Origin of the sequence: Tolypothrix bouteillei VB521301 (genome assembly GCF_000760695.4) — a bacterium.
Lineage (GTDB): Bacteria > Cyanobacteriota > Cyanobacteriia > Cyanobacteriales > Nostocaceae > Scytonema > Scytonema bouteillei_A.
Window position 1 is genome coordinate 3,858,049 of the sequence record NZ_JHEG04000001.1, and the last position, 14,042, is coordinate 3,872,090.

Genomic DNA, 14,042 nt, shown 5'->3' on the forward strand with positions numbered 1-14,042 from the left:
TACATCTTTTGGCTAATAAGTCACTATTCTTTTATTCTCCCTTGAAGTTCCGGGGATCTACAACTTGAATTTCTGAAAAACGTTTGAAATCATTGACGTTAAACGACAGCAAGTAAGTTATTTGATGAGCTATCATCGCGGCTACTAACCGTGTATCGTGTGTCTGCTTTCCCAAAACTTGATACTTAACAACTAAGCTTTCCCAGATAGTAGCAATCCCTGGAACATCTTCTTTAACAGAAAACAGACGTTTTAGAAGAGACATTTCTTGATATGCCTCGCTTGCTGTTAATCCCAGTCCATTGCCATTTGTGGGGCGTGTAGCAACTGCCCAAAATTCAATTAGATTTTGTGGAACTATCCAGAGAGCTTCTCCTTGCTTTTGAAGTGTGACTAATACACCTTTAGTAATAAGGTGCATAGAGTCAGATTTGTGTACTAATCTTAACAAAATATTTGTATCTACTAAATAACTCATAGCTGGCTATCTTCTCTCTCGCGATAAATGCTTTCACGGCTAATAGCATCATCTGAAAGAGGCTGTGCTTTCGTAAGAGAAGAACTTTTACCCAGTTCGTTCAGTATACTATGCCAATCGTTTCCCGCTAAAATTTTTCCTTCTCGCTCGGTCAATCTTTCTTCAATAAGAGATTCAAGGTAAGTTTCTATGGAAACCCCTTGTGCAGTGGCTTTGGCAATGAGACGTGCTTCGACTTCCGGTTTCAATTCAAGCTTAATAACCATAATACAAATATTTTTCTTATTCTTACATACTCCACAATTATTATGATAAACGAATATTATACGGATATAAAACTTACGCATAGTTCCTCTTTTTAAGAGGGGAGGTGGAGGAATTTGCAATATGTAAAATCCCAAAAATACGTTGAGGTTGCGTAAGTGCTGGGATAAATTAAAAAGCGTAGCGGATGTTGCAATAGGGTAATTGCTGCCCTAGCTGGTGGCAAAATTGCTCTACTAGTTTTCCCTTAAGACCCCGTTTGTAACGTACATTCTTCCCCCCTGTCTGGGAATACTTGACTTCTTGCACTTCAGGTTGCCACAAAATGTCCTCGGCTTGAGGATGCCAACCCATATTCACCTCATGAAGCTCGTCATTGTGTGTTAGAAAGATAACTTCTGCTTGCAATTGCTGCTTGGCTTGGGATGAGAGGGTATCGTCTACTAGTTTGAACAACTCTTCGTAATCTGTTAACCATCTTTGGTAGTAAATAACAGGTGCAAAGTTCAGGTGGACTTCATACCCCGCAGCAACAAAATCATTCACCGCAGCAATACGTTCTGGAATACTTGAAGTGCGAACATCTACCACTTTAGCCATTGACTCAGGCATGAGACTGAAGCGAATACGTGTTTTTCCTTGTGGATCGCAATCAAGCAAATCCCGATTAACCCGTTTGGTTGCAAAGGTTGCTTTAGCGTTGGGCAAATGTCGGAACTTTGCAATTAAGTCTTTAACGTTATCGCAAATTGCTGCATCCACGGAGCAATCACTATTTTCACCAATCTCATAAACCCAGTATTTGGGGTCTACTTGATTTGGCTCTTGCTTGATGCCCTGTTTATTAGCGTGTCTCTCTATATACCGGGTGATTTGTTCAATGTTAACAAAGGTCGTTATGGGGTTGGCATAGCCTTTACGACGAGCGACATAACAATACGCACAAGCCATGGCACAACCGTTTGCGTGAGAAGGTGCTATAAAATCTGAAGATCTACAGTTAGGGCGACTTTGAATAGATTTCTTCACACCCAAAACTAGAACATTGCGCTTGATGCGGTTCCAGTCTTCTACTGATTCAGAATTTCCATGTAGTTCTGGAATTTTCCAATGAGAAGCGACTTCAATGAGTTTGGCATCAGGGTACTGTGCTAGAATCTCTTGACCTCTAGCGCAGTCCTTAACAGCAGGTTCGTAGTAAATCTCTTTAATATTCAGTAACCGACGCAGGGAATCTGGTTGAAGCGGTTGTGTCGATTGAGAAGATTCGGACAGGTTTAATGCCATTTAATTTCTTCGTGCTCTCAACACCTCAGGATATACTGAATACCTTTGTCTATTGGTTGGGGAAGCCGTATTAGAAAATCTTAATATTACTACTTCACGACTTACGCGAGCTTAACGGTATTTTGGGGATTTCACGTGTTGCAGACCCCGTGTACACAACTCTTATATAGTGCATTCATTGCGGTTTCGATCCCCCCTAACCCCCCTTAAAAAAGGGGGGAAATTGGAATCAACTTCCTGTTATCCAGGTGTTTCATATCTTTTCTAGAGATCTGTGGACACCGTAGCTTAAAAAAGGGGAGAACTATACTCATGCAGCGATCGCTGTTTCTACAAATTTACCCACAGTCTTTTCTTAGTAGAGAAAATAACTTGAGGTCGTGAAATTTTCCTTTCCAAAACCCGTACTCTCTCAACAATCCTTCTTGCAGAAATCCCAACTTTTCTAACAACTTAATAGAAGCAATATTTTCGACTAATACCATGGCTTCAATTCTATTAATATCCAACTCTTGAAACCCCCACTTTATTATTGCCCCAAGAGCTTCTGTCATAATGCCCTTTCTCCAATGCTCTCTCGCCAGTTCATAACCTATTTCTACCTGAAAGCGATTTTTAATGCCGTAACCACAGGAGCCAATAATGATATTATCTTCTTTTCTGGCAATTCCCCAACGAATTGCCTGTTTGTTTTGAAATCGCTGCGCTCGTCTCTCAATCAGAAACTGGGCTTGCTCCACATGAGTAGCTGTTTCTACATCATGATATTTAGTGACATCATCACTTGCAAAAATCTGAAAAACCTCTTCTGCATCTGCTAGTTTTGTCTCTCTTAAAATTAAATTCTTGGTTTCAATTCTGGGGAAATTTTGGAAGGCAGAAATTAGATTTGCCATCTCTCCTTGGATTGTTTGTCTTAATTTCTTCTAGAGCAATTCTAAATCATTTTTAAAAAATTTAGATTGCTAATTGCTAATGGCTAATAGCTAATGGTCAAAAAGCAATTAGCTATTAGCAGTCTTCACTCTTATTTTTATATTTCATTTAGGACTGCTAAATCAATGTTGTCTACTCTTTTAGACAGATGAACTAAAATTGTAATAATTCTTATAATAAGACTGGCGTGATTCAGATTTGCCGTGTCCGAAAGTCCTAATAACAGTCCAACTATAGAAGCGGGGGAGCTAATCCTTTTTGCTGAAGTCGCGGAAAGGATCGCTGCCACTTCAAAGCGTACTGAAAAAGCAGCATTGCTGGGCGATTACTTTACAAAATTATGCGATCGCGATTTAATCCTGGCTGCTCGTTACTTTTCTGGTTACCTCTTTCCATTACGCGACCAACGTACTGTTAATATAGGGGGAGCAGCTTTGTTAACGGCGATCGCAACTGTCAGTGGGATGGAAAAATCGGAAATCCAAGAGAAGATAGTTAAAAAAGGTGACCCCGGTGACGTAGCTTTTGAGGTTTTCCCTCACCAAGTAGAAAATCAGCCTTCTCTGAGCCTGTTAAAGTTATCAGAAAAACTCGAACAACTTGCGATCGCAACAGGAACAAAACGCAAAATCTCTCTATTGACAGATTTACTCAAACTAGCAACACCTCTAGAAGCAAAATATATCGTCAAACTCTTAGCAGGCGATTTAAGGATTGGATTAAAAGAAGGTGCGGTTGAAGATGCGATCGCCCGTCTTTTTAAACTCCCCATTCAGAAAATCCAATGGGTCAATATGTTAACGGGTGACATAGGTGAAACAGCAGTACTTGCTCGGAACGGACAACTTGACCAAGCAAAAATGCGGCTCTTTCATCCCATCAAATTTATGCTGGCTAGTCCCGTTACAGATTTAACAGAAGTTACAAAGCAAATGCCAGTTGGTTTTGCTGTTGAAGACAAATATGACGGGATTCGCGCTCAAGTTCATATTGCACCAGCTTTAGAAGACCAAGAGATTTTACACGGTACAGTGTGCAATAATAAACGTATTGCCATCTTCTCACGCACCCTTGACGAAATTACCCCCAGCTTTCCCGATCTCATCAATCCGCTTGCTAGTTTAATAGAGGTAAAATCAAAAACCGATGAAGCAAGCGGGTTAATTTTAGATGGTGAAATTGTCCCAATTCATGGAGAAGAAATATTACCATTTCAAGAACTGCAAAAGCGATTGGGACGCAAAAAAGTTTCAGAAGAGTTACTCAATGCTGTACCTGTTGCATTTGTTGCCTATGATGTCTTGTATGAAGAACGCGTATTAATTAACGAACCTTTTGAGACTCGTCGCACAATTCTTGAATCTTTACATTTAAATAACGAAAGAATACGGTTGGGAATTGACAAACGGTTTGCTGATATTTCTAACTTAGATGAAGAATTTACAGCAGCTCGCAAACGGGGAAATGAGGGATTGATGGTAAAAGACCTCAATTCCACTTATAAACCAGGTCGTCGGGGACGCGAGTGGCTCAAGGTTAAACGTGCGATCGCAACCCTAGATGTCGTTGTTACAGCAGCAGAAGTTGGTACGGGAAAAAGAAGCCGCTTCCTCTCTGACTTTACCTTTGCAGTACGTAAAAGCGAAGACGATCCAACACTTTTAAATGTAGGTAAAGCATACTCAGGGCTAACCGATGCAGAAGTGACCGAACTTAGCAATTGGTTTCGCGCTCATACTTTACGAGAGTTAGAGCATGGTAGGGTGTGTGTGGTGGAACCAAAAATTGTTTTGGAAATCACTTTTGACCGGGTACAACCATCAGATAGACACAATAGCGGTTACGCCCTGCGGTTTCCCCGCATTCTTAGAATCAGAAACGATAAGCCCGTTGAAGAAATTGATACCCTGGAAACAGTAAAGCGTTTGGCTCAAATCATCTCAGTTTCTCCACAAGACAAGGAAGCAGAGGAAACAACAAAACCAATGACTTCCCCATCTTTGAGTTTCTCTACGACACCAACTCTAGAAACAGCGCGTGATGCTTTCCAGGCTTTTGTTGAACGCATGAACTCACAGCAACGCCAAGTCATACTTCATGATTCAGATGCGGATGGGATTGCAGCTGGTGTAGTGTTACAGTTGGCGCTGTCAAAAGCTGGTTTTGGAAATGTGACACGAGTCATTCCAGACAGAGAACGTAACGCGTGGACGAGTGCTAATCGTCAAGAAGTGCAAGATGCTGCACCTAATTCTTTATTTGTACTTGACCTTGGTAGTCAATCGGAACCAGTGATTCCCGGTATTCCTACTTGCTTTATTGACCACCATCGTCCAGAAGGAGTACCGCCAGGTGATACTCTCATCAGTGCTTATACTTGGGAACCCATTCCCAATACTTCACTCATTGTTTGGGAATTGTGCAAAGGTATTGTAGATGTATCGGATTTAGACTGGATTGCTGCTATTGGAACTGTCAGCGATTTGGGGGAAAAAGCTCCTTTTGAAATGTTGGGAGTTGCTAAAAGTAAGTATACTGCTAAGTATCTTAAAGAGGTAACTGCCTTAATTAATGCAGTTCGACGAGCATCTCAATACAACCCAGAAGTTGCGGCTAGGGTTTTGCTGACTCACAATTCACCACGCGATATATTTAACTCCAATACATCAGAAGTTGAGCAACTGCGTTCTGCAAGAGCAGAAGTAAAAGCTGCAATGGATGAAGCGAGAAAAGCTGCACCTATGTTTGCAGGAAATGTCGCTTTGCTGCAAATTAACTCACCTTGTCAGATTCATCCATTAATTGCTCAAAGCTGGCGCTCGCGTTTGCCAAAGTACATTGTTATAGTTGCAAATTCAGGATACATTCCCGGACGAGTCAATTTTAGCGTCAGAACTGATTCTGAAATCAACGTGCTGGACTTTTTACGCAATATTGGATTGTCAGAAGGTGAAGGCAATTACGGTCACGGACATGACTTTGCTTCAGGAGGAAGTTTGCCCGTCGAGCGTTGGCATGAGTTATTAGCTAAACTTGGATTTAAACAGTTTGAGCTTGTGAAATCAGATTGACAGGTTTGACAAAGATGGCTATTTCTCCATCCGTACATCATTCACCAAACGATCCAAGTCTTGCTGCATTTGGGTGTATACTAAATCATAACATTCAGCCACATAATTGCGATCCTTAGCAGCGTCTTTGCCATATTTCTCAAATATTATTGGCGGACAGATACGAGTATGAATTTGTACGGGTAAAGGAAAATTAGGTAAAGGTCCAACAGATAAACCCCAAGGCAAACCCAGGTATATGGGAAATACTTTTGGGTCTATATCCAACAACCATGGTAATCCCCATTGGTGTAACTGCTGTGCTACGGGATAGAAATCGCCCAAAATAATCAAAGTATCATGAGCACCTACAGATATAACGGGAATAATAGGAACTTCTTTTTGTAAAGCAAGTTTAATAAAACCTTTATTATTGGCAAAGTTAATTTTATATCGCTGAGAGTGAGGACGAAACATATCATACTGTCCTCCCGGATAAACCAAAACACTGGCATTTCTGTCCAAGGCAGCGCTAGCCATTTTAGGATGCGCTATAATTGCCCCAGCTTTTGCGGCTAAATGGGAAGTGTAAGGGCTGATTTTCCAAGCATATGAGTGCATTAAACCATACACCAACCGTTGAGTTCCAAATCGACCGAACCAATCATACGCCATCATATGTAAATCGGGAGAAGCCATTCCACCATTGTGGGAACCTACTAGCAATACCTTTTCTTGTAAGGGAATATGATGCCAACCATCGGTTTTCACGCGGAAGTAATACCGATAAAACCATTCCCACACTGGCATTAATGACTCAATAAATTGCTCTTCTCGCTTATCTAGAGACCAACCAGGTAAAGGTGAATTTTCTTGATGAGCCATAAGTTAACAGGAGCTAGAGGTACGCAACATATTATATTTGCTTGTTTAAGATTTACAATTGCTCGATTTTACACGATTGGTACTTAAGTAATTTTTGATAAATTTCACAATTGTTGAGGAAATTACTTGTAAGGTTATGCTATCCTATGTTTCTAGGGTTCTATTCGGTTATGCACCTTGTTTTTTATTTTATGGCAAGCGTATCTCCGAATCTAAAATCTCTACACCTTCTGATTCTGGAGATAGTCTAATGTCGATTTATGTTGGTAACTTATCCTATGAGGTAGAACAAGATGACCTCAGACAAGTTTTTGCTGAGTATGGAACAGTGAAGAACGTTCAATTACCTACAGACAGGGAAACAGGTCGCGTTCGTGGTTTCGCATTTGTGGAAATGGGAACAGAGGCAGAAGAAGCTGCTGCAATTGAGTCCCTAGATGGGGCTGAGTGGATGGGTCGCAATCTAAAGGTTAACAAAGCCAAGCCCAAAGAAGATAGAGGATCTTTTGGTGGTGGTGGTAGACGGGGAAATAATGGTGGCGGAGGATACTCTCGCCGCTACTAGAGATTTGAGACCCAAGTCTGTTAAACTCTAAGGTCACTTGGGCGGGCAAAGAGTCTGCCCTTTTTTATCCTTAGTAGACTTTACATTGCTTTCCACGATCCAAAACGCATTAGGAGCAGAGAATGACCCAAATTATTGTGGGCGAAAATGAAGGGATTGAGTCAGCTTTACGCCGATTTAAGCGCGAAGTTTCCAAAGCAGGGATTCTTCCAGATTTGAAGAAAAATCGTCACTTTGAAACGCCCTTGGAAAAAAATAAGCGTAAAGCTCAAGCAGTTGCAAGATCCAAGCGGTATAAGAGACGCACTCGTGCTTAATTAACGATTGGGGATGAGAGAAGTATTAACTTCCTCTCTCTCTTGCCAAACAAAAAATTTTATGGAAACGGTCAAAACCTCACCATTGAGGATTTGCCTTAATTATTGCTGTGGCATCTAAGCTATTCAATGGTTTGGAGAAAAAGTAGCCTTGAGCATCTTCACAGTTTAACTGTCTCACAAAAGCCAGTTGTTCTTTCGTCTCCACACCTTCGGCGGTTACTTTGAGACCCAATTTGTGTGCCAAGGTGACAATAATTTCAGTAATTTCTAAGTTTCTGCGATCGATATTCTTGGGACTAACAAAAGATTTGTCAATCTTCAAAACATTAATTGGAAAACTGTAAAGACGACTTAAGGAAGAATGACCTGTACCAAAGTCATCCATTGATATTTTAACACCCAACTCTCGAAGTTGACAGAGAGTTGCAATAGTTTCATCGCCGTTTTCCATAATGACACTTTCCGTAACCTCTACAATTAAACTCCCAGGGTTAAGACCAGTTGAGTGTAGAATTTGCTGAATCTGTTGAGTCAAATTTGATTGAGAAAATTGTTTAATAGAAAGATTAACAATAATTTTCTCCAGCACGTTAGGAGGTTCGCTCAGTTGCCAAGCTTGCATTTGGTGACACGCTTCATGGAGTGTCCAGTAACCCATCTCAATAATTAGTCCTGTTTCTTCTGCTAAAGGAATAAAATCTACCGGATTAAGCAAACCACGTTCTGGGTGTTGCCAGCGCAGTAGAGCTTCAAAACCTAAAATAGAACCACTTGAGAGCGATACAATTGGTTGATAATAAACTCGAAATTCTTGACGTTCAATTGCACGGCGCAGATCGGTTTCTAACTGCAATCTAGCGAGAGCATCAGCATACATATCTGAATTGAATAGCTCGTAGCGTGCTTTGCCCAGTGCCTTAGCTTGGTACATTGCTGTATCGGCATCTCTGAGAAGGTCTTCTGGTTGGTTGTAGTCTACTATTGAACTTAAAGCGATGCCAATACTTGCCGTCGCGAATACTTCTTGTCCTTCAAGCTCAATAGGTAATGCCAGTTCCTGTTGAATCCGTTCGGCGACTTTGATAGCGTCTGATACGTCTTGGATTTGCTCGAGTAAAATTGTAAATTCATCTCCTCCAAATCTTGCACAAGTATCCGTGGGACGCAGACATACCTCCAGCCTGCTAGCAATAACCCGTAGGAACTGGTCTCCCATAACATGACCAAGACTGTCATTAATGACTTTAAATCGATCTAGATCGATAAATAGCACGGCAAATAAATAGTTTTCTTGCCTTTTCACTATCTCAAGTGCGTGTTTTAAGCGCTCCATAAATAACGCTCGGTTTGGTAAACCTGTCAGTGTATCGTGAAATGCGTTATGCGATAATTGCTCCTCTACCCTTTTGCGTTCGGTAATGTCATAAGTGTGACCTAGAATTTGATAAATTTTTCCATCTTCATTTAACAAGGGAATATAAGTAACGATTATGGTAAAAGGTCCATTTGGTAAGTTAATCTTGCACTCACCAGTTTGTACGGTGTGTGTTTCTACAGTTTTTTGAAGCAGAGGTAAATAGGTACTTGTAACTTCATATGGAAAGAGTTCTTCATCTGTATGACCAATAAGTGCTTCTTCAGAATAACCACTGCGGTTCACACCAAAAGCATTGACAAACTGCAATCGACATTCGGCATCATAAATAACGAATGGATGGGGAATATGGTCGATTGCTAACCGGAATCGTCGTTCGCTCAAACGTAAAGCTTCCTCTACCTGCTTGCGTTCGGTAATTTCAGTTTCTAGTTGCTTGTTAGTCTTTAATAGTTCAGCAAACGACTCTTGTATTTGAGTAGCCATTTGGTTGTGAGCTTGAGCAAGCACTCTTAATTCTTGAATACCCTCTACTGTAACAGTCTGGTCTAATTTTCCCCGAGCAATTTCCTTGGAAGCCTCGCTCAAGCGGGTAATGGGTTGGGTAATCCAATGAGAGGCGATCGCACCTGTCACTGTAGTCACTATTAACGTTCCCAAACACAGCAAAAGAGTGGTTCGTGTATTTGCTTCGATATGTTCCATAAAGTCGGCTTCTGGAACCACTACCACAATAACCCAATCTAGTCCGTAGTTGTCCGTAAATGGAAAAAGCTGTATGAATTGTCGTTTACCATCAATTTTAAAGTCGAGCTGCTGGGTAAAACGAATGTTATGAAAGTTATTAAATTTAGATTTCAAATACCGTGCTGTCATGCGAGTGATGCGATCGCTGCTCTGTTGGGCTGTTAGGCGTTTGCGCTTCTCCTGTCTTTCGTGGCGATCGAGTATAAAAAGTTTTTCATTGCTTGAACTGGCTACCAAGTTTCCAGAACGCTCGATAATAAACGTCTTTCCCGAACGTCCAACTTTTACACCCTGCAAAAATTGACTTAATTGAGCTAAAGATAAGGTAGCATTTGTAACACTTAGTAACTTTCCATTCCGGTCGTAGAGAGGTTGAGTAGCACTAATAGCCAGACCCGATGAAGAAAAATACGGGTAAATATCAGTCCAAGTCATTTTACCTGCTTTCACAGCTTTTACGTACCAAGGACGCGTGCGGGGATCGAAGGTTTTGCTAACTTGAACTAACTGAGCGCGATTCCCCTGGCGATCGGTAGTGTATGTATGGTACTTACCACCCGTTGATTGGTTTTTGATTCTGATGACCAGCGAACCATCTTTCAAACGATCTACCGCGTAAATGTCTCCTTGGGCGCTTCCAAACGCGATGGGACTGAGGGATTTAAACGAGAGCATTTGATACCAAAAATGACGTTCTAAACTTTTGGCATCTCTCAAATTTAACTGACCAACACGAATCGCATTTGTGTTAATTTGAGTGACAAGTTGGGGTTGCTCCATGTAATTTGTAATATATTGATGAATCCGATTGACTAGTTCATTTCTCAAATAAAGAGCCACCTCATCAACAGCTTTTTGTCCGTTTTTTAAGGATAAGAATGCTGTGAGTCCTACAGAGGCAAAGATTTGCAGTACAAAAGGAACTATCAAAACTATACGGAGCGGTATTCTCATAAACTTAGTAAAAAATATAAGCCATAAATTCCGCTGTGTGATTGGCGGGCAATTTTAAAAATTCTTATTTTAAGTATGCATCTTTAAAAAATTTACTGATTGTCATTATCTTGTCATAATTATCTACTAAACTTCTAAGTAAGAACGATTCTAATTTTGTTTGAAACCCCCATTAATTTAATAGGTTTGTAGTTGCACTAACGCGTTCGCCGCTCTTGTACGCTGAAGGTCAGATAGTGCAACTGCGAGCTAATGATTTTACATACTAGGTATGACAAACCATGTTAATGGCGATCGTTACGCTCATCCTTAGTTTCTTCACCCTTCTACCTTTAAGTGCTTGGGCAAATCCGGTGAAAACCGAACACATACAAGCACAATTGGTAAGTGAAGTCAATAGCATCAAACCAGGGCAAACGTTTTGGGTGGGATTGCATTTCCAAATCCAGCAAGGATGGCATACTTATTGGAAAAACCCAGGCGACTCGGGCGCAGCACCCAGTATTGCTTGGACATTACCATCAGGATTTTCAGCAGGAGAACTGTTGTATCCCTATCCTGAAAGATTACCAACAAGTGGGTTGATGAATTTTGGCTATAAAAATGAGGTCATGCTGTTAAGCCAAATTGCGACCCCATCCAATATCAATACTAATAAACCGATTCAACTCAGTGCTAAAGCCGACTGGTTGGTGTGCGAACAAGAGTGTATTCCAGAAAATGCAACACTGAATCTTAATTTAGAAATAGCGAAAGACACACCTGTTCCTAACACCAAGTGGACAAAGGTTTTTGAGAAAACGCGAGCTGCTCTACCGCAAGACTCTCCATGGCAAAGTACTGCTCGTATCAATGGGGAAACTTTGACTCTCAGGGTGAATGCACGGCAATTGCAAGCAAATCAGATTAAGGAAGTGGCATTTTTCCCCAATGAAGATGGTATCATCAGCAATGCAGCCCCTCAAAAAGCGAGTTTCGATAAAGATGGCTTAACTGTCCAATTGGAAAGAGGAAATCGCAGTGATGTCAAACAAGTCAGTGGTGTTCTTGTTCTGCAAGAAGTTTTAGATGGACAAATTGCCAATCAAGCATTTGCGATAAGCCCTTGGGTTAACGGCTCAAGCCGTATTGCAACCCAACTAGAAACAGCAGCCAATCCACAAGCTGCTTCTCCACAGTTGTGGAAGGTTTTAGGGTTGGCATTACTTGGTGGATTTGCTCTCAACCTCATGCCTTGTGTTTTCCCCGTACTATCACTGAAAGCATTAAACGTTGTTCAAAAATCAAACTTCAGCAAACAAGAAGTTCGCCTGAGGGGACTGGTATTTACAGCAGGTGTACTCATAAGTTTTACAGCTCTAGCTACAATGCTGATCGTACTGCGTAGTTTGGGACAGCAAATTGGTTGGGGATTTCAGCTACAATCACCCGTCTTTGTGACTTTGTTGGCGTATTTAATGTTTGCTGTCGGCTTAAGTTTGTCCGGGGTGTTTATCTTTGGTGCTTCCTTAATGGGTGTGGGACAAGGTTTAGCAGCACGTAATGGTTTATGGGGTGAATTTTTTACAGGAGTTTTTGCAACAGTCGTCGCGACACCTTGTACAGCACCATTCATGGCGACAGCGATTGGAGTCGCACTCACACAGACACCAGCAATCGCCATAAGTATTTTTCTGTTGTTGGGTTTGGGTTTAGCGTTTCCTTACCTGCTGATCGGTTTTCTTCCCGGTTTGCAAAAAGTTTTACCCAAACCCGGTGCATGGATGGAGACATTTGCTCAATTTCTTGCCTTTCCAATGTATGCTGCAACAGCTTGGTTGGTTTGGGTGTTAGCGCAGCAAACAGGAAGCACTGGTTTAGCTGCAGCCTTGTTTGGGTTGGTACTTATAGGTTTTGCAGCTTGGTTGCATCAAAAAACTTATATGATAGCTGGTTGGACGCGACGCTTTGCCAGTATTGCAGCATTCATAGTATTGGGATTTGCCCTAACTTTGGCACAATTACCAAGTAGCATAGCTCCTAACGCTGCTAACTCTAATACTCAACAAGCCACTTCCAACGGACTCAATTGGCAACCTTATAATGCTCAAAAACTAGCTGAGTTACGCCAATCTGGGAAACCAGTCTTTGTCAACTTTTCTGCAGCTTGGTGTATCACTTGTTTGGTTAATGAACGTGTCGCCCTCAATCAATCTGATACGATCGCTGCTTTCCAAGAAAAAAATGTCGCTCTTCTCAAAGCCGATTGGACAAACCGCGACACTGAAATAACTCAAGCCCTAGCAGCTTTCGGAAGAAGTGGTGTACCTCTATACTTATTATACTCTGCTAATTCTGATACACCGCAAATTTTACCTCAAATTCTCTCTCCACAACAAGTACAGGAAAAGGTAAAAAGTTTGTAGATGGCTAATGGCTAATGGCTAATTGCTAATTGCTAATTGCTAATTGCTAATGGCTAATTGCTAATAAGTTTTAAACAACTAACAACTAACAACTAACATGAAAACCCAACTCATTACAGCGAGCTTCTTTGTTTTTACTCTGGTGTTGACAGGTTGCGAAAATTCTCCCACTGTGAGTCAGAAGACCTCTAGTGTTCTAGAGAATGCGGCTACAGCAGCAACGCCCGTGCGTGTGGGTTCACCTGCACCAGAGTTTACCGCAACTGATAGTAATGGCAAGAGTCACAAACTGAGCGACTTTAAAGGGAAAACTGTTGTGTTGGAATGGACAAATCACCAATGTCCTTTTGTTCGCAAGCACTATGAGAGCAATAATATGCAGCAACTTCAAAAAGCTGCTACTACTAAAGGTGTCGTTTGGTTATCTATTATCTCGTCAGCTCGAGGACAACAAGGATATGTAACTCCACAAGAAGCCAATCAACTGACGAAGAGTCGCAACGCCAATCCTACAGCTGTACTTTTAGATCCGAGCGGTCAAATTGGGCGTCTCTATCAAGCCCGGACTACACCTCATATGTTTGTCATAGATAGTAAAGGGGTTTTGCAATATGCGGGGGCGATCGATGACAAGCCCAGTACTAATACTGCTGATATTAAATCATCAAAAAATTATATATCGGATGCTGTCAATAGTGTTTTACAAGGCAAGGCTGTAGCTAATTCTACTACTCAGCCCTATGGTTGTTCTGTAAAATACGGTAGTTAATTATATA

Annotated in this window: 11 protein-coding genes; 5 read left to right on the forward strand and 6 right to left on the reverse strand. The window is 41.3% G+C overall.

The genetic code is table 11. The features are described from left to right. Window positions 1-31: 31 nt before the first annotated feature. The 4 genes from HC643_RS15295 to HC643_RS15310 all read right to left on the reverse strand — a co-directional run bounded on the left by HC643_RS15295 (window position 32) and on the right by HC643_RS15310 (window position 2,925). Window positions 32-478, reverse strand: coding sequence for a type II toxin-antitoxin system VapC family toxin (locus HC643_RS15295; protein ID WP_038086516.1), 447 nt, complete (start codon window positions 476-478; stop codon window positions 32-34). Beyond that, window positions 475-744, reverse strand: a complete 270-nt coding sequence (locus tag HC643_RS15300; protein ID WP_038086519.1) for a hypothetical protein — start codon at window positions 742-744, stop codon at window positions 475-477. The genes HC643_RS15295 and HC643_RS15300 overlap by 4 nt, the downstream gene beginning before the upstream one ends. Before the next feature lie 169 nt (window positions 745-913). After that, complete coding sequence (locus HC643_RS15305; RefSeq protein WP_167844693.1) at window positions 914-2,029, reverse strand: spore photoproduct lyase family protein; 1,116 nt, start codon at window positions 2,027-2,029, stop codon at window positions 914-916. A 338-nt stretch (window positions 2,030-2,367) separates the two neighbouring features. After that, entirely contained in the window at window positions 2,368-2,925 is a 558-nt protein-coding gene (locus HC643_RS15310; RefSeq protein WP_038086522.1) for a GNAT family N-acetyltransferase, read from the reverse strand. A gap of 243 nt (window positions 2,926-3,168) precedes the next feature. On the opposite strand from HC643_RS15310, the gene HC643_RS15315 reads away from it, so the two are divergent. After that, entirely contained in the window at window positions 3,169-6,036 is a 2,868-nt protein-coding gene (locus tag HC643_RS15315) for an ATP-dependent DNA ligase (RefSeq protein ID WP_050045813.1), read from the forward strand. Window positions 6,037-6,054: 18 nt separating this feature from the next. Here the strand turns inward: HC643_RS15315 and HC643_RS15320 are convergent, their stop codons facing one another. Then, window positions 6,055-6,900 carry a lysophospholipid acyltransferase family protein gene (locus tag HC643_RS15320; RefSeq protein WP_038086525.1) on the reverse strand — a complete coding sequence of 282 codons (846 nt, stop codon included), beginning with the start codon at window positions 6,898-6,900 and terminating at the stop codon, window positions 6,055-6,057. 250 nt (window positions 6,901-7,150) lie between these two features. Here HC643_RS15320 and HC643_RS15325 point away from each other — a divergent pair, with 250 nt between their 5' ends. Then, complete coding sequence (locus tag HC643_RS15325) at window positions 7,151-7,465, forward strand: RNA recognition motif domain-containing protein (protein ID WP_038086527.1); 315 nt, start codon at window positions 7,151-7,153, stop codon at window positions 7,463-7,465. 122 nt (window positions 7,466-7,587) lie between these two features. Beyond that, complete coding sequence (rpsU, locus tag HC643_RS15330; protein WP_038086529.1) at window positions 7,588-7,782, forward strand: 30S ribosomal protein S21; 195 nt, start codon at window positions 7,588-7,590, stop codon at window positions 7,780-7,782. A 79-nt stretch (window positions 7,783-7,861) separates the two neighbouring features. Here the strand turns inward: rpsU and HC643_RS15335 are convergent, their stop codons facing one another. Next, a complete protein-coding gene (locus tag HC643_RS15335; protein WP_167844694.1) occupies window positions 7,862-10,861 on the reverse strand; it encodes a bifunctional diguanylate cyclase/phosphodiesterase in 3,000 nt (999 codons plus the stop codon). A gap of 281 nt (window positions 10,862-11,142) precedes the next feature. On the opposite strand from HC643_RS15335, the gene HC643_RS15340 reads away from it, so the two are divergent. Both HC643_RS15340 and HC643_RS15345 read left to right on the forward strand, forming a co-directional pair. Beyond that, the gene (locus HC643_RS15340) at window positions 11,143-13,266 is read left to right on the forward strand and encodes a protein-disulfide reductase DsbD family protein (protein WP_050045815.1); all 2,124 of its coding nucleotides are present in this window, start codon (window positions 11,143-11,145) and stop codon (window positions 13,264-13,266) included. Between the two features lie 97 nt (window positions 13,267-13,363). Next, on the forward strand, window positions 13,364-14,035 hold the full coding sequence (locus HC643_RS15345) for a thioredoxin family protein (RefSeq protein ID WP_038079835.1): 672 nt from the start codon (window positions 13,364-13,366) through the stop codon (window positions 14,033-14,035). Window positions 14,036-14,042: the final 7 nt, after the last annotated feature.

Excerpts from the sequence above, each read along its gene's own strand:
- rpsU (WP_038086529.1), top strand. The coding sequence starts at position 7,588 with ATGACCCAAATTATTGTGGGCGAAAATGAAGGGATTGAGTCAGCTTTA.
- HC643_RS15325 (WP_038086527.1), top strand. The coding sequence starts at position 7,151 with ATGTCGATTTATGTTGGTAACTTATCCTATGAGGTAGAACAAGATGAC.
- HC643_RS15305 (WP_167844693.1), bottom strand. The coding sequence starts at position 2,029 with ATGGCATTAAACCTGTCCGAATCTTCTCAATCGACACAACCGCTTCAA.
- HC643_RS15295 (WP_038086516.1), bottom strand. The coding sequence starts at position 478 with ATGAGTTATTTAGTAGATACAAATATTTTGTTAAGATTAGTACACAAA.
- HC643_RS15310 (WP_038086522.1), bottom strand. The coding sequence starts at position 2,925 with ATGGCAAATCTAATTTCTGCCTTCCAAAATTTCCCCAGAATTGAAACC.
- HC643_RS15320 (WP_038086525.1), bottom strand. The coding sequence starts at position 6,900 with ATGGCTCATCAAGAAAATTCACCTTTACCTGGTTGGTCTCTAGATAAG.
- HC643_RS15340 (WP_050045815.1), top strand. The coding sequence starts at position 11,143 with ATGTTAATGGCGATCGTTACGCTCATCCTTAGTTTCTTCACCCTTCTA.
- HC643_RS15345 (WP_038079835.1), top strand. The coding sequence starts at position 13,364 with ATGAAAACCCAACTCATTACAGCGAGCTTCTTTGTTTTTACTCTGGTG.
- HC643_RS15335 (WP_167844694.1), bottom strand. The coding sequence starts at position 10,861 with ATGAGAATACCGCTCCGTATAGTTTTGATAGTTCCTTTTGTACTGCAA.
- HC643_RS15300 (WP_038086519.1), bottom strand. The coding sequence starts at position 744 with ATGGTTATTAAGCTTGAATTGAAACCGGAAGTCGAAGCACGTCTCATT.